Here is a 25,179-nt window from a genome sequence, read left to right as displayed (position 1 = left end):
GTGGCCGTCATCGTACCTTTCGAAACTCCCGGCGCGTCGATCGAAGAGCTGGTTGCCCTTGTCGCCCCTGATATGGAGCGCGTCAACGCCACGATTCTGTCGCGGACCGGCTCCGAGGTGACCATGATCCCGGAGGTCGCCAACCACCTGATCTCCTCCGGGGGCAAACGCCTGCGCCCGATGCTGACGCTCGCCATGGCAAACCTCGCCGGCTATACCGGCGACGGCCATATCAAGCTCGCGGCCTCGGTCGAGTTCATGCATACCGCCACCCTGCTCCACGACGACGTCGTCGACGAGAGCGAGATGCGCCGCGGCAAGCTCTCGGCGCGCATGCTCTGGGGCAACGAGGCGAGCGTGCTGGTCGGCGACTTCCTGCTCGGCCAGGCCTTCCGCATGATGGTCGAGGTCGGATCGCTCCGCGCGCTCGACATCCTCTCCGCGGCCGCCGCCACCATCGCAGAGGGCGAGGTGATGCAGCTGGCCGCCGCCAAGAACACCGCGACCACCGAGGACGAATATCTCGCCGTGATCCGCGGCAAGACCGCCGAATTGTTCGCCGCCGCCTGCGAGGTCGGCCCAGTCATCGCCAACCGGCCGAAGGCGGAGCAGACCGCCTGCCGCTCGGTCGGCATGAATCTCGGCATCGCCTTCCAGCTCGTCGACGACGTGCTCGACTATGGCGGCAAGAGCGCCAAGCTCGGCAAGAACACCGGCGACGATTTCCGCGAGGGCAAGATCACGCTGCCGGTCGTGCTGGCCTTCCGCCGCGGCAACGACACCGAGCGCGCCTTCTGGATCCGCGCGCTGGAGCGCGGCGAGATCGGCGACGGCGATCTCGATCATGCCATCGGCCTGATGAACAAGCATCGCGCGCTCGAGGATACGCTGAGCCGCGCCCAGCACTACGGCGCCATGGCCGTCGACGCGCTGGCGCTGTTCCCGCCCTCGCCGATGAAGAGCGCGTTGGAGCAGGTCGTGGCGTTCTGTTTGGCAAGGTCGCACTAGGCTCTCACCCTAAGGTTCTTTCCACCTCGTTATTGCGAGCGGAGCAAGACGCGACGACACCGCTCGCTCTCGTGTCCCGGACGCGCTGCAGCGTGAAACGCTGCTGCGCAGAGCCGGGACCCACGCGACATCCGTAATCATCGTCGACATGGGCCCCGGCCCTGCAGCGCACCGCGAAGGGGCGCTACGCTGCGTCCGGGGCACGAGAGCGATTTGGTCGACGCCCACCTCACGTCTCATCAAACATAGTTTCGCATTGGCCCGCTTCGCCCGCATTTGCGGTTCGCATGGTAGTTACTTGCATTTTGAAAGTTACTACCCTAGTCTCCTGCACATGCAGCCAAAATCTCCCTCCATCCAGGAATGCCCCGTCGGCCGCGCCGTGGAGACGGTCGGCGAATGGTGGAGCATCCTGATCCTGCGCGATGCGTTTCAGGGCGCGACGAAGTTCGACGAGTTCTCGCAAAGCCTCGGAATCGCGCCGAACATCCTGTCGCGGCGTCTCGCCCATCTCACTGCGAGCGGAATGTTCGCCCGGCGCCGCTACAACGAGCGTCCGCCGCGCTACGAATACGTGCTGACGGACAAGGCGCGGGATTTCTTCCCCGTGATCGCTACGCTGCTCGCCTGGGGCAACAAGCATCTCGCGCCGAGGGGCGAATCCATCCTGCTGGCGAACCGGAGCGACGTTCGCCCGCTCAAGCCGCTCGTGGTCGATGCCGCCGACATGCGTCCGATCACGCTCGCCAATGCGGTCGTCATCGCGGGGCCCCGCGCCAGCCGCGGAATGCGCGCGCGGCTCGCTTCGCTCAAGGCCATGAACGCGGCCGTTGCGCCGGCTGGAGACTGACATGCGTCGTATCGTCGTGACTGGCATGGGCGCGGTGTCGCCGCTCGGCTGCGGCGTCGAACTGACATGGCGGCGGCTGCTCGCCGGCCAAAGCGGGCTGCGCCCTCTGCCCGATTGGGCGCAGGCACTGCCGGCGCGCATCGCCGGTCTCGTGCCCGACAACGCCGATGACGCCGATGGCGGCTTCGATCCCGCGCAGGCCGCCGCGCCAAAAGACCAGCGCAAGATGGACCGCTTCATCCTGTTCGCGCTGCTCGCCGCCGCAGAAGCGGTCGCACAGGCCAAATGGATGCCGCAGGACGCAAGCGCGCTGGAGCGCACCGCGACGATCATCGCCTCCGGCATCGGCGGCTTTCCGGCGATGGCGGAGGCGGTGCGCATCACCGAGAAGCGCGGTGCGCGCCGGCTCTCGCCGTTCACGGTCCCTTCGTTCCTCGCCAATCTCGCGGCCGGCCAGGTCTCGATCAAATACGGCTACAAGGGTGCACTGGGCACGCCGGTCACGGCCTGTGCCGCCGGCGTGCAGGCGATCGGCGATGCCGCGCGCATGATCCGCGCCGGCGAGGCCGATGTCGCGATCTGCGGCGGCGCGGAGGCCTGCATCGACATCGTCAGCCTCGGCGGCTTTGCCGCGGCCCGCGCGCTGTCGAGCGGCTTCAACGACGACCCCGGGCGCGCCTCGCGCCCGTTCGATCGCGACCGCGACGGCTTCGTGATGGGCGAAGGCGCCGGCATCCTGGTGATCGAGGCGCTGGAGCATGCACTGGCGCGCGGCGCAACGCCGATCGCCGAGATCGTCGGCTACGGCACGACCGCGGACGCCTATCACATGACCTCGGGTCCGCCCGATGGCGACGGCGCCCGCCGCGCCATGGAGATCGCGCTTCGGCAGGCGAAGCTCGAGCCTTCGGATCTGCAACACCTGAACGCGCACGCGACGTCGACGCCGGCCGGCGACGAGAGCGAGCTCGGCGCGATCGCCGCGCTGTTCGGCCGTAACCGCAGCATTGCCGTGAGCGCGACCAAATCGGCCACCGGGCACCTGCTCGGCGCCGCCGGCGGGCTGGAGGCGATCTTCACCGTGCTGGCTTTGCGCGACCAGATCGCGCCGCCGACGCTCAATCTCGAAAATCCGGATCCCGGCGCTGACGGCATCGACATCGTTGCCGGCGCAGCGAGAGCGATGCCGATGCAGAGCGCCATCTCCAACGGGTTCGGCTTCGGCGGGGTCAATGCCAGCGTGATCTTCCGCCGGATGGGCTGAGCGAAGAAGACTTGCAATCGCCGGTCGCTCCGCTACGAAAACAGGATGACCGAAACGAATTTCTGGCTGTTCCTGGCCGCAGCTTGCCTCATTGCCGCCGTTCCGGGCCCCGGCATTTTCTACGTCGCGGCACGAACCCTGTCGGAGGGACGCGCGAGCGGCCTGGCATCGACCGCAGGCACGGCGCTCGGCGGGCTGGTTCACGTCGTCGCGGGCAGCCTCGGCATCTCAGGATCATCCTGGCCAGCGCGGAACTGTTTGCCGTCGTGAAATTCGTCGGCGCGCTTTATCTGGTGTGGCTCGGAATCAAGACGTTTCGCGGCGCCGGCCGCGCGCTGTCGCTCGAGAGCGCGGCCGTCGGCGACAAGCACGCCTTCCGCGACGGCGTGCTGGTCGAAGCCCTGAACCCGAAGACGGCGGCGTTCTTCCTCGCCTTCATTCCGCAATTCCTCGATCCCTCGGGATCGAACCCGACGATGCAATTCATTGTGCTGGGTGCGATCTCGGTGACGCTGAACACGCTCGCCGATGTCGTGGTGGTGGTGATGGCCTCCGCGACACGAACGCAGCTGATCGGACGGCCTCAGCTGATGCGACGTCTCACGCAGGGCTCCGGCGTCTTCATCGCCAGCCTCGGCCTCTCGCTCGCGCTGGCGCGGCGGCCGGCGAATGGATAGCGCCACGATGCTCGCCCCGCAAAGCCGCTTCCATGAATCGCACGGCCTGCGGCTGCATTACGCCGACTGGGGCAATGAGCGCGCGCCACCACTCATCCTGGTCCATGGCGGCCGCGATCATTGCCGGAGCTGGGATCACATTGCCCGATCGTTGCAGCCGCATTTTCACGTGCTCGCGCCCGACCTGCGCGGCCACGGCGATTCCGACTGGACCCGAGGCGGCAGCTACGCGCTGACGGAATATGTCTACGATCTCTCCCGGCTGGTCCGCAATGTCGCAGCGCCTCAGGTCACTCTCATCGGCCATTCGATGGGCGGCATGGTCAGCCTGATCTTTTCGGGCTCATTCCCCGAGCAGGTCTCGAAGCTCGTGGTCCTCGACGGCGTGACCATGTTGCCGGATACGCCAAAGCCGCCGGCGCATGAGCGCATCGGCAAATGGGTCGGCCAGCTCGACAAGCTGCACGACCGCACGCCGCGCCGCTATGCCACCCTCGAGGACGCCGCCGCGCAGATGATGCTTCACAACAAACGGCTGTCCCGCGACCTCGCCCTGCATCTCGCCACGCATGGCGCGCGGCAGAACGAGGATGGCACCTACAGCTGGAAGTTTGATCCCTATCAGCGCGCCGCTGCGCCGCACCGGCTCTGGCCCGACGATCACATCGAGCTGTGGTCGCGCATCACCTGTCCGACGCTGCTGCTAAATGCCGGTGAAAGCTTTCTCGCCGGCGCCAGGGCGGCGGGCCTGGAGCGGTACTTCCCGCAGGCGCGCATCGAGACCATTGCCGGGGCGGGACACTGGCTGCAGCACGACAAGCCGCAGCAGGTATTGGGTGAGATCCGAAGGTTTCTCGGACTCGACGGGGACGGCGCGGGTTAGACTAGCTCAAGGTCCCCGCATGCACCCACCAGCCGTGGTGGTCGCGCCGGATCTTCTCGGCGGCGGCATGGGCCTCGGCCGGCGCGCCGTAGATCGCAAAGCATGTCGCGCCGGAGCCGGACATGCGGGCGAGCTTGACGTTGGCGGAGGCGCGCAACGCTTCCAGCACCTCGCCGATGACGGGCTCGATGCGCAACGCAGGCGCTTCAAGGTCGTTGGCGACGGTTTCCAGAACCTCGACCCAATCGGAAATAGCGGCGCCCTCCCCGGGCCAGGCCGGAGCGCGGATGACGTCGGTGACGCCGACCAGAAGCTCGCCGTTGCGCAACCCCAGTGCCTGGAACACGTCCTTGGTCGCGACCGGCACGCGCGGATTGACCATGACGCAGGGCATGCTCGGTAGCGCGAGCGGCAATAGCTGCTCGCCGACGCCGGTCATGTCGCAGGCGCGCGAGATGAGGCACACCGGCACGTCGGCGCCGGTCGCGAGTGCGACCTTCTGAACGCGGGGATCGTCGAGTGACAAATCGTTGAGACGCGCCAGGAGCCGCAGCGCCGCCGCGGCATCGGCCGAACCGCCGCCGATGCCCGCCGCGACGGGAAGCACCTTGTCGAGCGCGAACGCGCCCAGCTTCAGGCCGGGCACCGCCTCGGCCAGAAGCCTGGCGGCCTTGAGCACGAGATTGTCGGACGTCTCGCCGCAGGCTTCCGCCAGCGGCCCGGTGGTGGTGAGCTTCAGCTCGCCGCCCGGCTCCAGCGTCAGCCGGTCGGCGCAATCGGCGAATGCCACCACGCTTTCGAGATCATGATAGCCGTCGGCACGACGGCCGACGACGCGAAGGCTCAAATTGACCTTCGCCCGCCCCTCTTCAATCAACGCCGACATCGGCGACACGCCCCCAAGCAAACCTCAGCCGCCCCTGCCGTCGTCCTTCTTCTTCTCGGCCTGCGCCGCAGAAGAGTTCGAATTGTCGTCGGCGAGACCGTTGGCGATCTTGGCCTCGATCTTCGGAAGCTCTTCCGGTTCGGGCTTGAGATCGCGGGCATGCGACCACTGGAATTTTGCCTCCAGCGTGCGGCCGACGCGCCAATAGGCGTCGCCGAGATGGTCGTTGATGGTGGGATCTTCGGGCTTGAGATCGATCGCGCGCTCGAGGTTCTTCACCGCCTCTTCGTAGTTGCCGATGCGGTAATAGGCCCAGCCGAGGGAATCGACGATGTAGCCGTCGTCGGGACGCTGCTCGACGGCACGCTTGATCATCTTCATGCCTTCGTCGAGATTCACGCCCTGGTCGATCCAGGAATAGCCGAGATAGTTGAGGACGTGCGGCTGGTCGGGCTGAAGCTCCAGCGCCTTCTTCATGTCGGCCTCGGCCTTGGCCCACTGCTTGGAGCGCTCCTCGCAAATGCCACGATAATAGTACCAGACGCTGTTGGCCTTGTCGTTGCCGGGCTGCAGCACGTCGATCCCTTGCGAATAGGTCGCGCCGCAATCGCCGAACCGCTTGCGACCGCGCTCGATATTGCCGAGCGCCATGATGGCTTCGAGGTCCTTGGGGTCCTCCGACGTGACGCCCTTGAGGATCTTGATCGCCTCGTCGGTGCGGTCGGCGGTGTCGAGATCAATGGCGAGCTGTATCTGCGCATTGCGCTTGAGCGGCGAGGTCGCGGGCACGCGCTCATAGACCTTGATCGCCATCTTCGGCCGCTTCACCGATTCATAGAGATCGGCGAGCGAGAGCAGCGCCAGCGGATGGGTCGGCTGGAGGTAGAGCGCGAGCTGAAGATAGACCAGCGCCAGGTCCTCGCCGCCGCGGCGGGTCAGCGTGGCGCCGATGCCGTAGAGCGCTTCGGCGGCACCGGTCTGCGCGGAATCGACGAGTGGCGGCATCTTCTTGCCGGCCTTGGTCTCGCGCAGGCCTTCCTGGATCAGCGGATGACGGGCGAGCTTCTTGTCGAAGGCCTGGTAGACGGTGGTCGCGGCGGCGGAATCCTTGTTGCGCGAGAGCCAGCGCGCATAGGCCTCGGTCACGCGCAGCATGGAATCGTCAAGCTTGTAGGCGCGCTCGAAGCGGGTGCCGGCGTCCTTCTCCCTGCCGGAGAGTTCCAGGATCATGCCGGCGTGGAGATCCTTAAAGAGCGGATACCATTCCGGACCGGCCAGCTTGTCGATGGTGGCGACACCACCCTTGGCATCGCCGGCACCATAGGCGGCCCAGCCCGACAGCAGCGTGGCGACGAGATCGGTGATCGGGCCGCGGACCGACTGGTTGATGTTGGCCTGCGCGGCCGCGTATTTCTTCAGCTTGAGATCATGCACGCCGACGACGAGACGCGCGACGCGGTTGGTCTTGTCGATGGTGAGAATGCGTTCGGCGAGCTTGACCGCCTCCTCGAGGTCGCCGTCGGCGACCGACGAGATGAAGGCACGGTCGAGCAGTTCGTTGTTCTTGGGATCGGTCCGGAGCGCCGAACGGTAGAATGCGGCGGCGGATGCCGCGTCACGCTCGACGCTGGCATGGCGGGCGGCGAGATAGCTGCCGGCACCGGTCAGCGACTTCAGATCGTTTCGGGTCGGAAACTGCGCCGCCGTGTTCTCCGGGTGGTCTGGCGTCTGCGCCAGGACCGCACCGGGGACCGCCGCGATCGCAGTGCCCGTGAGAGCGATGGCGGCAGCAGTCCGGCGGATGAAACGATTTGAAAACATCTGGGCTCGCCTTGAGTTGGTAGTGCCTGGGTTTGCAACAGGGGGCCGTATCGCATGCGAACGCGGCCGGTGGCATAGGGACCCGGAACCGTCGGGCCGACAATGCCGCTTTTGGCGCTTCGCCGCAAGGATTCGGGCCGGCCGTTCCCCGCGCTTGCCGAAATCGGCCAGACGAAACCGCCGGGAGAGCCCCAAGACGCCGCTACTATGGCCTTATCGTGGCCGCGGCGCGCGGCCGCAGCCAGGTCCTCACGCGAACGTGCGCCAGATCACCCGCCCCGCCCTTACATCGCCTCGTAATTCGGGCCGCCGCCGCCCTCGGGCGGAACCCAGGTGATGTTGCCATTGGGGTCCTTCACGTCGCAGGTTTTGCAGTGGACGCAGTTCTGGGCGTTGATCTGGAAGCGTGGGCCTGAGCCCTCCTCGATCCATTCATAGACGCCGGCCGGGCAATAGCGGTTCGAAGGACCGGCGAAGACGTCATGTTCGGAGGTCTTCTGGAGGTTCATGTCCGTAACCTTCAGATGGACCGGCTGGTCCTCCTCATGATTGGTGTTGGACAGGAACACCGAGGACAGCTTGTCGAACGAGATCTTGCCATCCGGCTTCGGGTAGGCCTTGGGCGTGTGCTGCCGGGCCGGATCGAGGGTGGCACGATCAGGCTTGGCGTGCGACTGGGTGCCGAACAGCGAGGCGCCGAACAGCGTGTTGCACCACATGTCGAAGCCGCCCAGCGCGACGCCGAGCACGGTGCCGAACTTCGACCACAGCGGCTTGACGTTGCGGACCAGAAACAAATCCTTGCCGACGGACGACGTGCGCCAGGCATTCTCGTATTCGACGAGTTCGTCATTGGCGCGATCGGCGGAAATCGCCGCTGCGACGTGCTCGGCGGCGAGCATGCCGGTGCCCATCGCATTGTGCACGCCCTTGATGCGCGGCACGTTGACGAAGCCGGCCGCGCAGCCGATCAGCGCGCCGCCGGGGAAGCTGAGCTTCGGCACCGACTGATAGCCGCCCTCGGTGATCGCGCGCGCGCCGTAAGCGAGCCGCTTGGCGCCCTCGAAGGTGCCGCGGACCGCAGGATGGGTCTTGAAGCGCTGGAATTCGTCGAACGGGGACAGGTAGGGATCGTCGTAGTTGAGATGGACGACGAAGCCGACGGCGACGAGATTGTCGTCATAATGATAGAGGAACGAGCCACCGCCGGTCTTCATGTCGAGCGGCCAGCCGAACGAATGCTGGATCAGGCCCTTCTGGTGCTTGGCGGGGTCGATTTGCCAGACCTCCTTGAGGCCGATACCGAACTTCGGCGGCTCGCTCTTGGCGTCCAGGGCGAATTTGCCGATGAGCTGCTTGGTCAGGCTGCCTCGGGCGCCTTCGGCGAACAGGGTGTACTTACCGAGCAATTCCATGCCGCGGGTAAAAGAATCCTTCGGCTTGCCGTCGCGGCCGATGCCCATGTCTCCGGTGGCGATGCCCTTGACCTTGCCGTCCTCGTCATAGAGCACTTCGGCCGCCGCAAAGCCCGGATAGATCTCGACGCCGAGCGCCTCCGCCTTGCGCGCCAGCCAGCGGCAGACATTGCCGAGCGAGCCGATGTAGCAATGATGGTTGTGCATCAGCGGCGGCATGATGAAGTTCGGCAGCTTGATCGCGCCGGCGCCCGTCATCCAGAAGAAGCGGTCGTCCTTGACCTGCGTCTTCAGCGGGCAGTCGGCATCCTCGCGCCAGTCCGGGACCAGCTTGTCGAGCCCGGCCGGGTCGATCACCGCGCCGGAGAGAATATGCGCGCCGACCTCGGAGCCCTTCTCCACCACGACCACGTTGAGATCGGCGTTGAGCTGCTTCAGCCGGATCGCGGCGGACAGACCGGAGGGACCGGCGCCGACGATGACGACGTCGAATTCCATGGATTCGCGCGGGGGAAGTTCTTCGGTGCTCATCTGATCTCAGCCCTTGAGACGGTCCTCGGTCGTTTGCGCCCTCTTGTTTCCGATTTTTCCGGGTAGGACAACCATGGAAATGCGTTTCGTCGGGGTGCAAGGCCGTCCAAGCGGGACCTCCCCGGTTCTGGTACGCCAGAACCGGGCAGGCCCCCATCATTTTTTGACGCGTTTTCTTCACGCGAACCGGTGTCCACTTCGCTTGAAAACGCTATGATATAAAAGTCAGACTTTCCCATGATCCCCGAATCCGCACCCACCGTCCGAGAGCTGCTCGCCTTCTATCTGGAGGCCGGTGTCGACTGCGCGCTTGCGGAGGAACCGATAGATCGCCTGGCGGAAATCGATGCTCCGCCCCCCGGCCCGCGCATGGCGCCGGTCGAAGCACCGCGGCCGGTCGCCGCGCCCGCGGTCATGCGCGGCGAAGCCGCGCCTGCACCGGACGTCGCTATCGCCTCGGCACGCGAGGCCGCGCGCACAGCGCCGACGCTGGAGGCACTGCGCGAGCTGATGCAGGGCTTCGAGGGCTGCGCGCTGAAGCACACCGCAACGCGGCTGGTGTTCGCCGACGGCAATCCGCAGGCGCGCATCATGTTCGTCGGCGAAGCGCCGGGCCGCGACGAGGACATTGAGGGGCTGCCTTTCGTCGGACGCAGCGGCAAGCTGCTCGATCTGATGATAGGAGCCATAGGCCTGAACCGCACCACCGCCTACATCGCGAACGTCATTCCCTGGCGACCGCCCGGCAACCGCACGCCGACGCCGCAGGAAACGCAGATCTGCCTGCCCTTCATCCAGCGCCATATCGAACTCGTGAACCCGGACGTGCTCGTGACGCTCGGCAATCCCTCGACGCAGACTCTGCTCGGAACGCGTGAAGGCATCATGCGCACCCGCGGCCGCTGGTTCGATTACGATACCGGCGGGCGCACCATCCGCGCGCTGCCGACATTCCACCCGGCCTATCTCCTGCGCTCGCCCTCCTACAAGCGATTGGCCTGGCACGATCTGCGGTCGATCGCGAAGGTGCTGGCGCAAGGCGCGACGTAACCACATGCGCGGCGTCATTCCGGGGCGCGGCAAAGCCGCGAGCCCGGAATCCATTCATCCACCAGCTCTGCCGCTCGATGGATTCCGGGCTCTCGCTTCGCGAGCCCCGGAATGACAACGTGCGTGGCCTAAGTCCCCTTCGGCCGCACGATGGCCCAGCCGATGCGGAGCAGCTGCTGGCGGCCGGTCACCAGCCATTCGAAGGCGCGCGGGACTTCCGGCACGATGCCGGGAAAGCGCTTGAGGATGTCCGGCGGCGGCGTGCCGGCGGTATCGGACGCGCGCCAGACCACGACGCCGCCGGTCTCGCTGAATTTTGCCTGATTCATCCACGGCGTGCGCGCAGGATCGGCATCGATGAACAGATGCGGCCGGCCGGAATGCAGCGCGATGAGGCTGGCCAGTTGCGTCTCGCCGGCGACGGCACGCAGGCGATGGTTGGTGCGACGGGCAAAGCTCTCGTCGAAGAAGTCCGAGATCGCGCGCGCCGGCATCGAGGTCGCAATTTCGTTGGCGCCGGTCCACGGCAGGAACAGGACGGCGAGCACCACGCCGGCGGCGGGCGCGATGATGGCAGCGGCCCATACCATGCGCAGCATCCGCGTGCGGCGCATCGCGATGAGATCGCCGGCCGCAACGACCACGGCGAGCCCGGGCATGACCAGCACGACACCGGCGCCGCCGACGACGGAGTCGAGCCCGAGCAGGCCGGAAATCAGCACCGCGCCGAGCGGCGGAGCCAGCGCGAAGAAATACACGAAGTTGCGCGCGAGCGGCTCGACCGTCGGGCGGTAGATGATCGGCGGTTCCTCGCCCTTGCCGTCGAACAGCCCGGTGTTGAGGAAGGTCAGCGCCGGGATCGCGGCAGCCCCGAGCACGAGTCCGCCGAACAGCCAGGCCGCGTGCAACGCGCGGGCGTTGAGCTCGGCGACTTGCGGCAAGGCCGGCATCGTCAACGTCTCGGCCCGCATCAGCCACACCGCATAGGGCAATGCCAGCACGGCGACGACGATCAGTGCAAAGAGCGGATCGAGCCCGCGCAGGGTCCGCCGGCCGCCGGCGGTCGAGACCGCGAAGACGACGATCAGCCCGAGCAGAAAGATCGCCGCCGGCGTCGTCAGCAGCAGGAGGCCCGCTTCGATCGACCAGGCGAACCAGGCATTGCCGCGGCGCTGGCCGATGATCTGCCACGAATGCAGCAGCAACAGCGCCCAGAGCGGCCGCGCCAGCACCAGGGGGCCGAAGTCGAGCGCAGGCGAGGAGAAGGCCAGCACTGTCATCGTCAGCAGCACGGCGAGCACCGCCTGCTGCGAGCCGACCACGGCACGGGAGAGATGATAGAGTGCGATGAAGGTCGCGATCTCGCAGAGCTGGGCGAGGACATAGACGCCCAGCATGTGGCCGCCGGCGGCGCGATAGGCGATGTCGGCGAGCCAGACCGGCAGCGGCGGGCCGAGATCGGTGCCGACCTGGTATTCCCTGCCGAATGCCAGCAGCGTCGCGAGGTTGCCGGGCGGGCTGCGGTAGAACACCAGCGCCACGAACAGCCACATCAATGCCTGGAGCAGCACGGCGATCCACACGATCAGCCGCGGCCGGGCGCGAATGAGCTCGATGACCAGGGAGGTAAACCGCATGCAACGTCCGAATGATGCAGCCAGTCCAGCCGGCCCTATTCGCTCACGAACACTTTGATAAGGGGCACCGCGCGTCGTGGCAACTTCGGTCTGCCCCCTCTCCCCGTTCTTACAGGCTGAGGCACAAGCACACCTGAGCTATCGGTCGTCATGCCCGGACTTGGGACGGTGTGTGTAAGGCGTGGATGGCGGGTCAAGCCCGGCCATGACGGATGGTAGAGCTGTGGGGTCGATTTAGAGATTTGCCGAGACGTCGATCTCGGCGGCCGCGTCCACTTGCACCTTGACCTCTGTCACCGCGAACAGATCCTGCACCGGCTCGACCGTCCATGGCATGTGCTTGGCGCGGGCGGCGGCGACGGGGGCGAAGAAGCTGCGGTGGTGGATGGTGGGACCCAGCCGGTCGAGCGCCTCGAGGTGCTCGGGGACGGCATAGCCCTTGTGCTGCTCGAAGCCGTAGCCGGGGCAATCTTGCGCCAGCGCGCACATCAGCCGGTCGCGCGTCACCTTGGCGACGATGGATGCCGCAGCGATCGACAGCACGATACCGTCGCCGCCGATCACGGCCTCGCAGTCGCATTCGGTGTCGAGCCGGTCACGGCCGTCGACGAAGACATGCCTGGGCGTCTCGGGCAGTGCCACCACGGCGCGCTTGAGCGCCCACAGCGAGGCACGCAGGATGTTGTCGCGGTCGATCCGCGAGGGCGAGGCGACGGCGACCGAGACCTGCGCGGTGGCGCAGATCTTGTCGAACAGCTTCTCGCGCTCCTCGGCAGTCAACCGTTTCGAATCATCGATGCCGCGCGGGATGCGGTCGGGATCGAGAATCACAGCCGCCGCCACCACGGGGCCGGCGAGCGGGCCGCGGCCGGCCTCGTCGCAGCCGGCGACCGGCCAGACGCCGCGCTTGATCAGCGCGCGCTCGCGGCGGAAGCTGGGGGGAGCAATGGCAATGATGCCTTTATTGCCGGCAGGAACCTTCGAAGCCTTGACTGCAGATGTTTTGGCCGCAGGCGTCTCAGCCGGCTTGGCAGACGCAGCCTTCTTCGCAGCCGCCTTTGTTGGCGCGTCTTTGGCTGGGGTCTTGGCGGACTTGTCCCGAATCATGGCCGGGATCGTGCGCAAGAGGCTTCGCCGGCGCAACCGGGAACCCAGGATAATTCCCGCTATTCAGGCCGTCCGTCCTACTCTGCCAGATGCACCCGGCGGTCCTCACCCACTTCGATACCGGGCGCGACCACGACCTCCCAAGGATGGCCGTCGGGGTCGGTGAAGTAGCCGGAATAGCCGCCGTAGTCGGTCTCGTGCGCCGCCTTCAGCAAGCTGGCCCCCTTCCCGATGGCGAAGGCCATCACCTCATTGACCTCCTCGCGCGTCCGGCAGTTCCAGGCGAGCGTCATGCCGCGAAAGGTCGATGGCCTCGGCGCGTCCGGCAGGGTCGCGTCTGCCGCGAGCTGATCCCACGGATACAAGGCGAGCACCGGACCGCCGATATCGTAGAAGGCGACGGCCTCGCCGGTGGCCTTCAGCCGGCGCGAGAAGCCGAGTGCATCGTAGAAGGCGATGCTGGCGCGGATGCTGCTGACGCCAAGCGTGACGACGGTGAGCCTCGGCACCGGGGCCGGCGATTCCTGACTCATGCCATGCCTCCTCTACCTTCCCGTCAGAACAGGCTGAGCTGATCGCCGTTCCGCTTCGGCCGCACAAAGTGATCCGTGGTCAGCTTGGAGCGCCGCTTGTTGAGACCGAGCCTGTCGCAGGCGATCTCGAAGCGGCGGCCGATGGTCCAGGCCATCGGGCCGGTGCCCTTCATCCGCTCGCCCCATTTCGCATCGTAGTCGCGCCCGCCGCGCATGTCGCGAATCAGGGTGAAGACGTGGCGATAGCGGTCCGGATAGTTCGCCATCAGCCATTCGCGGAAGAGATCGCGGACCTCGAGCGGCAGTCGCAGCAGCACATAGGAGGCTTCCTTGACGCCGGCATGGGCGGCGGCATCGAGGATGCGCTCGATCTCGGAATCGTTCAGCGCGGGGATCACGGGCGCGACCATCACCGTGGTCGGAATGCCGGCCTCCGAGAGCAGCTTCAGCGCCTCCAGCCGCTTCGGCGGCGTCGAGGCCCGCGGCTCCATGGAGCGCGCGAGCTTCGGATCGAGCGAGGTGACAGAAATGGCGACCTTGGCGAGGTTGCGCTTGGCCATCCGCGCCAGAATGTCGATGTCGCGCACCACCAGCGCCGATTTGGTGACGATGCCGACCGGATGGCTGGCGCGTTCCAGCACTTCGAGGATTCCGCGCATGATCTTTCGCTCGCGCTCGATCGGCTGGTAGGGATCGGTGTTGGTGCCGATCGCGATCATCCTGGGTTCGTAGCCGGGGGCGGCAAGCTCCTTCTCGAGCAGCGCCGGCGCCTCGGGCTTCACGAACAGCTTCGACTCGAAATCCAGCCCCGGCGAGAGGCCGAGATAGGCATGCGTCGGTCGGGCGAAGCAGTAGACGCAGCCGTGCTCGCAGCCGCGATAGGGATTGATCGAGCGGTCGAACCCGATGTCTGGGGAATCGTTGCGGGTGATCACCTTGCGCGAGGTGTCGACACCGACACTGGTCTTGAACGGCGGCAGCTCTTCCAGGCTCTGCCAGCCGTCATCGAAAGCGACGCGGGCCTCGGCCTCGTAGCGGCCGCTGGCATTGGATTGCGCGCCCCGCCCTCGCCTTCGCGCACGATCGATGGCGACGCCAAGCTCGGGGAAATCTGAAGGCGCACCCGCCGGCTCGGAGGGCGCCGTGACCGGCGGGTGCTTGAGAGCATGAGAGGATGCTGGACTCATGCAATCAAGATAGCACGCAAACGGAACAAATCAAGAACACAAACAAAAAACAGGAAAACAACCCCATGCAAAGTAGCCGCCTAAATTTCGGGCGCGCACCTTTGACCTCACGCAACACACCCGTCACGAGGATTTCGTTTGATCCTGCACAGGGATCGATCGTGCCGGAACAAAGTTGGTGACGATCGCTGGGTGAAAGCCGAAGGAACATGACAATTCAACAAAAAACGGCCGCCGCGACCGGCGACCTTGATCTGCTCGATCGCTATTGGCGCGCCGCCAACTACCTCTCGGTCGGGCAAATCTACCTGCTCGACAATCCGTTGCTGCGCGAGCCCTTGCGGCCCGAGCACATCAAGCCGCGTTTGCTCGGCCATTGGGGCACCACGCCCGGCCTGAACTTCATCTATGCCCATCTCAATCGCGTGATCCGCGCCCTGGACCTCAGCATTATTTATGTCTGCGGCCCCGGCCATGGCGGACCGGGCATGGTCGCCAACACCTATCTCGAAGGCAGCTACAGCGAGATCTATCCCGACATCGCGCGCGATGCGGACGGATTGCGCAAGCTGTTCAGGCAGTTCTCCTTCCCCGGGGGCATTCCGAGCCACGCGGCGCCGGAAACGCCGGGCTCGATCCACGAAGGCGGTGAACTCGGCTACGCGCTGGTGCACGCCTATGGCGCGGCATTCGACAATCCTGATCTGATCGTCGCCTGCGTGGTCGGCGACGGCGAGGCCGAGACCGGCCCTCTCGCAGCGTCCTGGCACTCGAACAAGTTCCTGAACCCGGCTCATGACGGCGCCGTGCTGCCGATCCTGCATCTCAACGGCTACAAGATCGCAAATCCCACGGTGCTCGGACGGATGGGCGATGCAGAGATCCGCGATCTCTTCCGTGGGTTCGGCCACGAGCCGCTGTTCGTGGAGGGCGATGATCCCAAATTGATGCACCGTGCCATGGCGGATGCGCTCGATGTCGCACTCGCCAGCATCCGCTCGATCCAGCTGCACGCCCGCGACGGGCGCAAAAGCGTCGAGCGGCCACGCTGGCCGATGATCGTGCTGCGCAGCCCGAAGGGCTGGACCGGCCCGAAGGAAGTCGACGGCAAGAAGGTAGAGGGCTTTTGGCGCGCGCATCAAGTGCCGGTCGCCGGCTGCCGCGAAAACCCGGCACATCTGAAGGTGCTCGAAGACTGGATGCGCAGCTACGAGCCGGAAAAACTGTTCGACGCGAACGGCGCGCTCGCTCCCGAGCTTCAGGCGCTCGCACCTGAAGGTGTCAGGCGCATGGGCGCCAATCCTCACGCCAATGGCGGCCTGTTGAAGAAGGAGCTGAGGCTGCCCGACTTCCGCAGCTTCGCAGTCGAGGTGCCGCGGCCGGGCGGCACCATCGCCGAAGCGACGCGCGAGCTCGGCAAATTCCTGCGCGACGTCATCCGCCTCAACGCGCAGCAGCGCAATTTCCGCATCATGGGGCCCGACGAGACCGCGTCGAACCGGCTGGATGCCGTGTTCGAGGCCACCGAGCGCGTCTGGATGGAGCCGATCGAACCTTACGACGTCCATCTCGCCCAGGACGGCCGCGTGATGGAGGTGTTGAGCGAGCATCTCTGCCAGGGCTGGCTCGAGGGCTATCTGCTCACGGGACGGCACGGCTTCTTCTCCTGCTACGAGGCCTTCATCCACATCGTCGATTCCATGTTCAACCAGCATGCCAAATGGCTGAAGGTCACGCGCGACCTGCCGTGGCGGCGCCCGATCGCCTCGCTCAACTATCTGCTGACCTCGCATGTCTGGCGCCAGGACCATAACGGCTTCAGCCATCAGGACCCCGGATTCGTCGATCTCGTCGCCAACAAGAAGGCCGACATCGTCCGCATCTATTTCCCGCCGGATGCCAACACGCTGCTGTGGATCGCCGATCACTGCCTGCGCACCTACAACCGCATCAACGTCATCGTCGCCGGCAAGCAGCCGGCACCGCAATGGCTCTCGATGCGGGACGCGGCGACGCATTGCGCTGCCGGGATCGGCATCTGGACCTGGGCCGGAACGGAGGATGGAAAGGGCGAGCCCGACGTGGTGATGGCCTGTGCCGGCGACGTGCCGACGCTGGAAACGCTCGCCGCCGTCGACCTCTTGCGCAAGGCGCTGCCTGACCTGAAGATCCGCGTCGTCAACGTCGTCGACCTCATGACGCTGCAACCCAGGGATCAGCATCCGCACGGCCTCTCCGACCGCGACTTCGACGGCCTGTTCACGTCGGACAAGCCGGTGATCTTCGCCTATCACGGCTACCCCTATCTCATTCACCGGCTGACCTATAGCCGCACCAACCATGCCGGCATGCATGTGCGCGGCTTTGCCGAGGAAGGCACGACGACGACGCCGTTCGACATGGTCGTGCTCAACGGGCTCGACCGCTATCATCTCGCGATCGAGGCGATCGAACGCGTGCCGGGTCTGGCGGCCAAGGCCGCGCATGTGAAGCAGCAGTTCCGCGACAAATTGATCGAGCACTCCCGCTACGTGCGCGAGCATGGCGAGGACATGCCCGAGATCCGCGACTGGGTCTGGCCAAACAGCGCCGGCGGCGACACACCGGCCGAAGCCGGCGACTAGCCATGCCGGACACGATCCTCGTCCTCAACTCGGGATCGTCGAGCATCAAGTTCGGCCTGTTCGATGTCTCGGCGGCTGAGCCTGCCCTGCTCTGCAAGGGCCTGCTCGACGAGCATGAGGCAAAACCCCGGCTCGTGGTGAAGGGCCCCGCGGGCGAAGACCTGTTCGAGACACGAAGGGATGCGCCGGACGCCGCCGGCGGCCATCTGTTCGCCGACGTGCTCGGCTTCATCAAGGACCGGTTCGGCGAACGCAGCCTGCGGGCCGTCGGTCACCGCATCGTTCACGGCGGACCGGATTATTCCGGCCCCGTCGTCCTGACGGACGACATCACCGCGAAGCTGGAGGCCTTGACGCCGTTGGCGCCGCTGCACCAGCCGCGATGCCTTGCGCCAGTCCGCACGCTGGCGGCGATCCGGCCCAAGCTGACGCAGATCGCGTGTTTCGACACCGCCTTCCACCACGGCCTCGCGCCGCCGGCGAGCCGCTTCGCCGTTCCCAGGCGATTCGAGGCGCGTGGCGTCAGGCGCTACGGCTTTCATGGCCTGTCTTTCGAATATGTCGCGGGACGCCTGGCCGAGATCACGCCGGAGCTCGCGGCAAGGCGCACCGTCATCGCACATCTCGGCAACGGTGCCAGCCTCTGCGCCTTGCGCGATGGCCGCAGCATCGACACCACGATGGGGCTGACCCCGCTCGACGGCCTCGTGATGGGCACGCGCTGCGGCACGATCGATCCCGGCGTGCTGCTCTATCTGCAGCAGCACGAGAAGATGTCGGTCGAGGAGGTCCAGCGCCTGCTCTATCACGAGTCAGGCCTGCTTGGCGTCTCCGGCATCTCCGCGGACATGCGCACGCTGCTGGCAAGCGGCGAGGTTGCGGCGCGAGAGGCGGTCGATCTCTTCAGCTTCCGCGCGGCGCAGGCTGTCGCGATGATGGCGACCACTCTCGGCGGCCTGGACTGCCTGGTCTTCACCGGCGGCATCGGCGAGCATGCCAAGGAAATCCGCAGTGCGATCGGCGAGCGTCTGGCCTGGATGGGCGTGCGCATCGATGTCGCCAGCAACGACGCGGCGCGCGGGCGCATCAATCGCGGCGACAGCGCCGTCGAAATCTTCGTCATCCCCACCAACGAAGAGATGATGATCGCGCGCCATTGCGCGGCTCTGATCCGCGGACGCCACGTCACGTGACAATTTTATGAATGATCTGCCGCAATGCTGCCGCCGTGGTTTCGCGGCACAAATACCGCATCAATCCTGGTTGCGGACCGATCATGAAAACCCAGATCATCGAAGAGCTCGGACAAGGCAGCATCCTGTTGCCCGCGCTGGTGGCGGAAGGGCTCGCCGCCAACGACCGCATCAAGGTGCGGATGAGCGCGTTGCAGGCGGCGGCCCAGCATGCGCAGGAGCCTGACCGGCCCGCGAATGACCTCGCCGTCGAAAGTCAGACTGCAGGCATCGCCCCCGCGGGGATCGCAGCGCTGATCGGTGGCGCCCGTCTGATCGGACAGGGCCGGCTCGCGGCCCCCGATCTCGCGAAGCTGATGCAGGAGATTGCGGACGATGCAGCGACCATGATCCGCGCCGTCGGCGCCGGCGCGGCGAGCGACGGCGAAAGGGCGCAGGCGCGGCTCGACGCGATCCGCACAGCCGGCCTGCTCGATGCCACCGGCGAGATCGAGATATCCCGCATCTCGCGCCTGACCGGCGTGGCTGACGCAGGCAGCGACAGCCTGCATCGCCTCGTCATGGATCTGCACAAGCAGCTCAACAGGCTTGCGACGAGTTGCTCGGAGGAGGCGCTCGACGGCGCCCATGTCTTCGGCCTGCACAGCGAGGACCGCCCGGCCGTCGCGGCCTTCATGAAGGGCCTGAATGCGACGCGGGGTCTCAAGTTCAACCATCCAGGCCTCGATACCATGGCGACGCGCGCCGGCGGCCGGCTGCTGATCCAGAACGACATCGGCACCACGGACGCCCATGTCGTCGTGATCGCGGTGAAGAAGAACGCGGTCACGGTGACCTACACCGACGTGCATCTGGCGCGGGCGAAGTTCTTCATCTCGCTGTTCGACGAATTCGAGGCAACCTGGAGCGGGCTCGATCGTCACACCGCAGCCGGCCTCGGCGAAGACAACTCGTTCTATCTCGTCACCGGACAGTATCAGGCCGGTCACGCCGCCGATCGCAACGAATTCCTCGCGGCGCTCGGTGCCGCATTGGTTTTCCTGATCGACTGGAACAAGGCGCGCAAGCTGCTCAGGACCTGGGTCGCCAAGGATGACGCGGCACGCATCCTCGAATGGGCTGCGCGTCAGCGGATCGGCCATCGCGGCTTCCTCGAGCTCGGCGGCAACGATCTGCTGGGCTCTGCCGTCCGGAACGCCGCTCCGACGCGGATCGGCTTCGGCGAGCGCCTCGACCAGGCGCTCGGCCGCAACGCCGCGATCGATTTTCTGAAGACATCTCTGCGCGCCTCCACCGAGGCACTGCTTGCGGGCCGCTCGGTCAGGACGGTGCGCGACCAGATCGAGGCCGATCTGATGCGGCACCTCGATCGCGTCGATGGGACTCTGCTGGCAGCCGTGCTGCGTCAGATCGGCCTCTCCCACGATCTCGTCGCGGCGATCTCGCGCCATATTGCCGCGCTCCGCGCGGACCAGCCCGCCGACGGCAAGCTGTTGACGCAACGCTGCGGCGCGATCGAGCAGAAGGCCGACCGAATCGCGATCGAGAGCCGCAACGAGGTCGACCGCCTCAATGCCCGCCCGCTGATCGGACAATTGATCGATCGCGCCGAGGAAGCCGTCGACGAGTTGGAGCAGGCCGCATTCATCGCCGCGCTGATGCCGGAAAGGACCGATCCATCCCTGCTGGCATCGCTGGCCGAGCTTTGCACGGTGGCAGAGACCGCAACCGAAGTGGCCGCGAGCGGCGTCGCGGCTGCGATCGACGTCCCGGAGGGACGGCGCGCCGATTCCGAGGACGCGCTCTCCGCCGTGACTCGCCTGATCGACGCCGAACACGCCGCCGACAGCCGCGAACGCGCGATCACCGCCCTGGTCTTTTGCGGCGGCTTCGACGTCGCGACATCGCTGTCGGTGATCGAGCTCGCCCGCGCCGTCGAGCGCGCCACCGACCGCTTCGCCGCGTTCGGACATCTGCTCCGCCGTCACATCATGATCGATCTCGCAGCTTGAGGAAGCCACCATGCATATCGTCCGTATCGGCGCTGAAGCCGCCGAATTGCGGCCCGCCGAAGAGATCGGCGCCAAGGCCGCCAATCTCGCCCGCATGGCGGCGCTGGGCCTGCCGGTGCCGCCTGCCTTCGTGCTCCCGGTCAAGCTCTGCGCCGACATCATTGCCGGCCAAGCGCAAGCCACGCGACACCTGCGCGATGGCTTGAAGGAGGGAATCTCGTTCCTGGAGGGCGCCACCGGAAAGCGCTTCGGAGACCGCCGGCATCCGCTCCTGGTGTCGGTGCGCTCGGGGGCGGCGCGATCGATGCCGGGCATGCTCGACACCGTTCTCGACGTCGGCTGCACGCTGGACGCCGTGCATGGCCTGATCCGTGCGACTGGCCGGCCGCGCCTCGCCTGGGATTGCCGGCGCCGTTTCCTGGAGAGCTTCGGCGAGACCGTGCTCGAGCTCGACCCGGCCGCCTTTGCCGCCTGCATCTCGGAACTCGTCGCAACCGAAGACGCCGGCAGCGACCGTGAGCTCGACAGCGAAGCGCTCGAGCGGCTCGCCAGCCGCGAGCAGACGCTGGTCGAGGATCGCGCCGATGCCCCGCTGGAGGACGCCTTCGCGCAGCTGGAGGCGGCGGCCCAGGCGGTCTATCGCTCCTGGATGAGCGAGCGAGCGCTGACCTATCGAAGCCTCCAGCACCTCGAAGCGCTCGAGGGTACCGCCGTGACCGTGCAGGCGATGGTCTTTGGCAATGGCGGTCTTGCCTCCGGCGCGGGCGTGGCATTCTCGCGCGATCCGTCCACGGGCGCGCGTCGCCCGATGATCGACCTCGTCCTCGATGCGCAGGGTGAGGACGTGGTTTCCGGAAGACGCACACCTGATACCGCCGAGGCGATCGCCCGCGAGCTGCCGAAGCTCGAGGCGGAACTCGGCGATATCCTGAGGCGACTCGAGCACGCGTTCGCCGACGTCCAGGACGTCGAGTTCACGGTCGAGAACGGCCGGCTCTGGATCCTCCAGACCCGCACCGCCAAGCGCACGCCGCGGGCCGCCGCCAGGATCGCGATCGACCTCGTGCATGAAGGCCTCATTTCGAAGGACGAGGCCTTGGAGCGGATTGCGGAGATCGACCTCGCCTCGCTCACCGAGACGAGGCTGGTTTCCTCCGGCAAGCCCGCGACGACCGGCATCGGCGCCTCCGGCGGCATCGGGATCGGACGGGCGGCATTCTCGTCCGAAAGCGCCCAGCGCCTCTCGGCAGCGGGCGAGCCGGTCATCCTGCTGCGTCCCGACACCAGCACCGCCGACGTCGCAGGCTTCGCGCTTGCCGCCGGCATCGTCACGTCGGTCGGCGCGCGCACCTCGCATGCGGCCCTGGTGGCGCGGCAAATGGGTAAGCCCTGCGTGGTCGGCTGCCGCGAGCTGAAGATCGATGCCGTCGCAAAGCGGGCCAAGCTCGGCCAAGTCAGCTTTGCCGAAGGCGAGTGGATGACGATCGAGGGCGACGCCGGAGAGCTCTATCTCGGACGCTGCGAGACGATCCGGACACGGCCCGAAGCCGAGCTTGCCGAGATCGCCGCGTGGCAGGCGCAATCCGGCCAACATGATCGGCGCGCCGCCGCGCCTTAAAGCGCGATGAGATTCGCATCAATCGTCGGCGCACCCTGGTTTTTTTGTTTACGCATGATCTTTCCGGAAAACCGCTTCGCACTTTTCCGGATCATGCTTAGTGACCGCGGCCGGTCAGGAGCTGAAAAGTCCCCATTGCGACCTCGATCAGGATCAGCACCACGACGGCGATCTCCAGGCGGAGCGAGCGCTGAGTGTCGATGATGTCGGTCAGCGCGTTGGCGGTCTCCGACACCGCGGCAAGCTTGCGCTCGAGCGTGTCGAGGCGCTCCTTCAATTCGTACTCGTCCTCCAGACGCGAATAGAGCCGGTCGAGCTCGGGCTTCTCCCAGAGCACGTCGGGCTTCTCTGCGATGGCGACGCGCCCGGCGACGCGCTGCTGCACCAGCAGCGCATTGCCGATCAATTGCAGGATGCCCTTGCGCCGTTGCGGCGTGCGGCCGTGCTCGGCGAGCTCGCGTGCAAACGGCTCGATCACGTCGAACACTGCGGCGACACGGCGCTCGTCGCGTGCCAGCGACGTGCTCTTGGCGAGCGCATCGGCGACCAGCAGCAGCCGGTCGTCGGAGAATTTGGCAAGGCAGATCGGCCCTCCCGGCTGGATCGCCTCTGCGGCTTCGTCGTGGCAGAGCTGTGCCTGCGCGATCTCCTCCTCGTACGGGCTGAGCTCTCCGGTCACGCGCGACTTCAGGTTGTCGATGAGGACCTTCTCCTCGGACGGAAGCAGCCCGATCAGCACGACGACGCCGTAGCGAAAGACTACGGCAAGGCCGGCATGGACGCGGAAGGCGGCCGGCGTCGAGGAGACCAGCGTGCCGATCTCCAGGCTGGAAGCATTAATGCGGTCGCCCAGCATCAGCGCCCGGATCCGCAAGGTCGGCGCAGTCCCCTGCTTCGGCGACGCTGGCGCTGCGCCGACGGCGAGTTGATCGGCGTTCATGTGAGGCCTCTCCCGGGACCAAGATCACACATCTTCGTTGACCCATGTTGCAAGCTGCATCCTCGTCTGAGAGGGACCGGCTGCCCGTGCGCAGCGAAATGTCCAAGAAGCTTCGAGTTAATACGGCCGAGATGAGCTTGTGCCGAAACATTCGGCAATATTTCCAGCCCGCACATGACACATTTGGCTGCGACGACTGGCTGCGGTTTACCATCGCATGCCGAAGCGCCGCCGGAAAGTTGCACTCGGCAACGCTACGGGTTTATGACAACATCATATAAAACTACGCTTCTCCCGAAGTGCAGACACTGAAGCCTCAATCATGCTGAGCGTCATCATTCCGACCGAAGGTGTCGAGCAGACGGCGGTCGCAACCCTGGCCGCGCTGGTCCCCGGCGCCGCCGCGGGCGTCATCCGGGAGGTCCTTCTGGTCGACCGCACTCCCAATGGCGTCATCGAGCGCGTTGCCGACGTCGCAGGCTGCCGCTTCATCACGTTCGAGGGACACTCCCAAGGCGCCGCGCTCGCCGCCGGCGCGCTCCAGGCCCGATCGCCCTGGCTGATGTTCCTGCCCGCGGGCGCCGTGCTGGAAACCGGCTGGATCGAGGAAACCACCCAGTTCATCCAGGCGGTCGCCAGCAGTGGCCGGGATCGCGCGGCGGTGTTCCGCTACGCGCGCTCGCCTTACGTAAATACCGCATTCCGCGACGTCGCCTGGGCCGTGGCGCGCAAGCTCGTGGGTCCCCTCGGCGATCAGGGGCTGTTGATTGCGCGTGATCATTACGACCGGATCGGCGGCTACCCGCCCCAGGCCCGCCATTCCGAGGCGCGGCTGCTCCGGCGGCTCGGCCGGTCGTCCCGGACCATGCTGCGCAGCCGGATCGTCATGGTCGGCTGAAGCGCGAGATACTTGCCAACGTCAAACAATTAATTGACAATGGCAAATATCGAGGTGATCCCATGCTATCGAAAGCTTCGTCGTCAAGGGCCGTGGCCGAACGGGCCGACGACGACCCCGTCGCGGCGGTTCGCGCCTTCAACCGTTTCTACACCCGCAAGCTCGGTGTGCTCGACCAGCACCTCGGCAAGAGTCCGTTCTCGCTCAGCGAGGCGCGGGTGCTCTACGAGCTCGCCCATCGCGCCGATCTTGCCGCAAAGGAGATCGGAAACGAGCTCGGTCTCGATCCCGGCTATCTCAGCCGCATCGTCCAGAGCTTCGACGAAAAGGGGCTGATCACGCGGAAGCCCCTGCCCGCGGACCGCAGGCAATACCAGCTCAGCCTGACCGCCAAGGGCCGGCAGGCTTTCGCCAAGCTGAACCTGAGCTCGCAAAACGAGGTCGCCGCGATGCTGGCCCGACTTTCGGCCAGCGATGCAACGCGGCTGACACAGGCGATGGCAACCATCGAGGCCGTGCTGGAGCAACGCCGAACCCAGCCCGCGGCTGTCATGCTGCGCAGCCATCGCGTCGGCGACATGGGCTGGGTCGTCTCCCGGCAGGCTGCCGCCTATGCCGCGGACTACGATTGGGACATCAGCTACGAGGCGCTGGTCGCCGAGATCTGCGCGCAGTTCATCAGGAACTACGACGCCGCGCGCGAGCACTGCTGGATCGCAGAGGTCGGCGGCGAGCCGGTCGGCTCGGTCTTCCTGGTCAAGGCCACGGATGAAATCGCAAAACTCCGCCTGTTGCAGGTGGAGAAGAAGGCACGTGGCCTCGGTGTCGGCCGCGCGCTGGTCGAGCAGTGCATCCAGGGCGCCCGCGAGCGTGGCTACAGCAAGATGACGCTGTGGACACAGAGCATCCTGGTTGCCGCGCGCGGGATCTATCAAAGCGCAGGTTTCAGGCTCGTCGCCACCGAACCGCATCACAGCTTCGGGCAGGATCTTGTTGGGGAGACCTGGGAACGGGATCTCTGACTATTCGGCAACGAGCGAGATGC

Annotated in this window: 19 protein-coding genes and 1 pseudogene; 12 read left to right on the top strand and 8 right to left on the bottom strand. The window is 66.2% G+C overall.

Annotation, left to right across the window (positions count from 1 at the left end; translation table 11 throughout):
* The 5 genes and pseudogenes from EDE08_RS00915 (at position 1) to EDE08_RS00895 (ending at position 4,682) form a co-directional block, all read left to right on the top strand.
* Positions 1–1,008: a polyprenyl synthetase family protein gene (locus tag EDE08_RS00915; RefSeq protein WP_131866317.1), complete on the top strand. Its 1,008-nt coding sequence runs from the start codon at positions 1–3 to the stop codon at positions 1,006–1,008.
* 334 nt (positions 1,009–1,342) lie between these two features.
* Positions 1,343–1,858, top strand: a complete 516-nt coding sequence (locus EDE08_RS00910; RefSeq protein ID WP_131866315.1) for a winged helix-turn-helix transcriptional regulator — start codon at positions 1,343–1,345, stop codon at positions 1,856–1,858.
* Between the two features lies 1 nt (position 1,859).
* On the top strand, positions 1,860–3,122 hold the full coding sequence (gene fabF / locus EDE08_RS00905; protein ID WP_131866313.1) for a beta-ketoacyl-ACP synthase II: 1,263 nt from the start codon (positions 1,860–1,862) through the stop codon (positions 3,120–3,122).
* A 45-nt stretch (positions 3,123–3,167) separates the two neighbouring features.
* Positions 3,168–3,799 (top strand): annotated as a pseudogene (locus EDE08_RS00900) (LysE family translocator).
* Between the two features lie 7 nt (positions 3,800–3,806).
* Complete coding sequence (locus EDE08_RS00895) at positions 3,807–4,682, top strand: alpha/beta fold hydrolase (RefSeq protein WP_061878712.1); 876 nt, start codon at positions 3,807–3,809, stop codon at positions 4,680–4,682.
* A gap of 1 nt (position 4,683) precedes the next feature.
* On the opposite strand, the gene EDE08_RS00890 is transcribed toward EDE08_RS00895, so the two are convergent.
* The 3 genes from EDE08_RS00890 to EDE08_RS00880 form a co-directional block, all read right to left on the bottom strand.
* Positions 4,684–5,568, bottom strand: coding sequence for a 4-(cytidine 5'-diphospho)-2-C-methyl-D-erythritol kinase (locus EDE08_RS00890; protein WP_061878487.1), 885 nt, complete (start codon positions 5,566–5,568; stop codon positions 4,684–4,686).
* A 24-nt stretch (positions 5,569–5,592) separates the two neighbouring features.
* Entirely contained in the window at positions 5,593–7,389 is a 1,797-nt protein-coding gene (locus EDE08_RS00885; protein WP_131866309.1) for a tetratricopeptide repeat protein, read from the bottom strand.
* Positions 7,390–7,673: 284 nt separating this feature from the next.
* Positions 7,674–9,335, bottom strand: a complete 1,662-nt coding sequence (locus EDE08_RS00880) for an electron transfer flavoprotein-ubiquinone oxidoreductase (RefSeq protein WP_131866307.1) — start codon at positions 9,333–9,335, stop codon at positions 7,674–7,676.
* Positions 9,336–9,572: 237 nt separating this feature from the next.
* Here EDE08_RS00880 and EDE08_RS00875 point away from each other — a divergent pair, with 237 nt between their 5' ends.
* Positions 9,573–10,385 carry a uracil-DNA glycosylase gene (locus EDE08_RS00875; RefSeq protein WP_131866305.1) on the top strand — a complete coding sequence of 271 codons (813 nt, stop codon included), beginning with the start codon at positions 9,573–9,575 and terminating at the stop codon, positions 10,383–10,385.
* A gap of 128 nt (positions 10,386–10,513) precedes the next feature.
* Here EDE08_RS00875 and EDE08_RS00870 read toward each other — a convergent pair whose 3' ends face one another.
* The 4 genes from EDE08_RS00870 to EDE08_RS00855 form a co-directional block, all read right to left on the bottom strand.
* Entirely contained in the window at positions 10,514–12,022 is a 1,509-nt protein-coding gene (locus tag EDE08_RS00870) for a glycosyltransferase family 39 protein (protein WP_131866303.1), read from the bottom strand.
* Between the two features lie 234 nt (positions 12,023–12,256).
* Positions 12,257–13,129: a ribonuclease HII gene (rnhB, locus tag EDE08_RS00865; protein WP_131866301.1), complete on the bottom strand. Its 873-nt coding sequence runs from the start codon at positions 13,127–13,129 to the stop codon at positions 12,257–12,259.
* 77 nt (positions 13,130–13,206) lie between these two features.
* Positions 13,207–13,662 carry a VOC family protein gene (locus tag EDE08_RS00860; protein WP_131866299.1) on the bottom strand — a complete coding sequence of 152 codons (456 nt, stop codon included), beginning with the start codon at positions 13,660–13,662 and terminating at the stop codon, positions 13,207–13,209.
* A 23-nt stretch (positions 13,663–13,685) separates the two neighbouring features.
* The gene (locus tag EDE08_RS00855; RefSeq protein WP_131866297.1) at positions 13,686–14,849 is read right to left on the bottom strand and encodes a PA0069 family radical SAM protein; all 1,164 of its coding nucleotides are present in this window, start codon (positions 14,847–14,849) and stop codon (positions 13,686–13,688) included.
* A gap of 209 nt (positions 14,850–15,058) precedes the next feature.
* On the opposite strand from EDE08_RS00855, the gene EDE08_RS00850 reads away from it, so the two are divergent.
* The 4 genes from EDE08_RS00850 (at position 15,059) to EDE08_RS00835 (ending at position 22,296) form a co-directional block, all read left to right on the top strand.
* Complete coding sequence (locus tag EDE08_RS00850; RefSeq protein ID WP_131866295.1) at positions 15,059–17,473, top strand: phosphoketolase family protein; 2,415 nt, start codon at positions 15,059–15,061, stop codon at positions 17,471–17,473.
* Positions 17,474–17,475: 2 nt separating this feature from the next.
* Positions 17,476–18,666 (top strand): acetate/propionate family kinase, encoded by a 1,191-nt coding sequence (locus EDE08_RS00845; RefSeq protein ID WP_131866293.1) that lies wholly within the window; start codon positions 17,476–17,478, stop codon positions 18,664–18,666.
* An 83-nt stretch (positions 18,667–18,749) separates the two neighbouring features.
* Complete coding sequence (locus EDE08_RS00840; RefSeq protein ID WP_131866291.1) at positions 18,750–20,678, top strand: hypothetical protein; 1,929 nt, start codon at positions 18,750–18,752, stop codon at positions 20,676–20,678.
* 10 nt (positions 20,679–20,688) lie between these two features.
* On the top strand, positions 20,689–22,296 hold the full coding sequence (locus EDE08_RS00835) for a PEP/pyruvate-binding domain-containing protein (protein WP_131866289.1): 1,608 nt from the start codon (positions 20,689–20,691) through the stop codon (positions 22,294–22,296).
* A gap of 97 nt (positions 22,297–22,393) precedes the next feature.
* On the opposite strand, the gene EDE08_RS00830 is transcribed toward EDE08_RS00835, so the two are convergent.
* On the bottom strand, positions 22,394–23,236 hold the full coding sequence (locus tag EDE08_RS00830) for an RMD1 family protein (protein ID WP_131866287.1): 843 nt from the start codon (positions 23,234–23,236) through the stop codon (positions 22,394–22,396).
* Between the two features lie 322 nt (positions 23,237–23,558).
* Here EDE08_RS00830 and EDE08_RS00825 point away from each other — a divergent pair, with 322 nt between their 5' ends.
* Positions 23,559–24,134 (top strand): glycosyltransferase family protein, encoded by a 576-nt coding sequence (locus tag EDE08_RS00825; protein ID WP_131866285.1) that lies wholly within the window; start codon positions 23,559–23,561, stop codon positions 24,132–24,134.
* Positions 24,135–24,196: 62 nt separating this feature from the next.
* Entirely contained in the window at positions 24,197–25,156 is a 960-nt protein-coding gene (locus EDE08_RS00820; protein WP_131866283.1) for a bifunctional helix-turn-helix transcriptional regulator/GNAT family N-acetyltransferase, read from the top strand.
* Positions 25,157–25,179 lie beyond the last annotated feature (23 nt).

It is taken from the genome of Bradyrhizobium sp. R2.2-H, assembly GCF_004346455.1.
Classification (GTDB): Bacteria; Pseudomonadota; Alphaproteobacteria; order Rhizobiales; family Xanthobacteraceae; genus Bradyrhizobium; species Bradyrhizobium diversitatis.
Note: the sequence above shows the minus strand (reverse complement) of the source record. Positions and strands in the feature narration are given on the sequence as shown.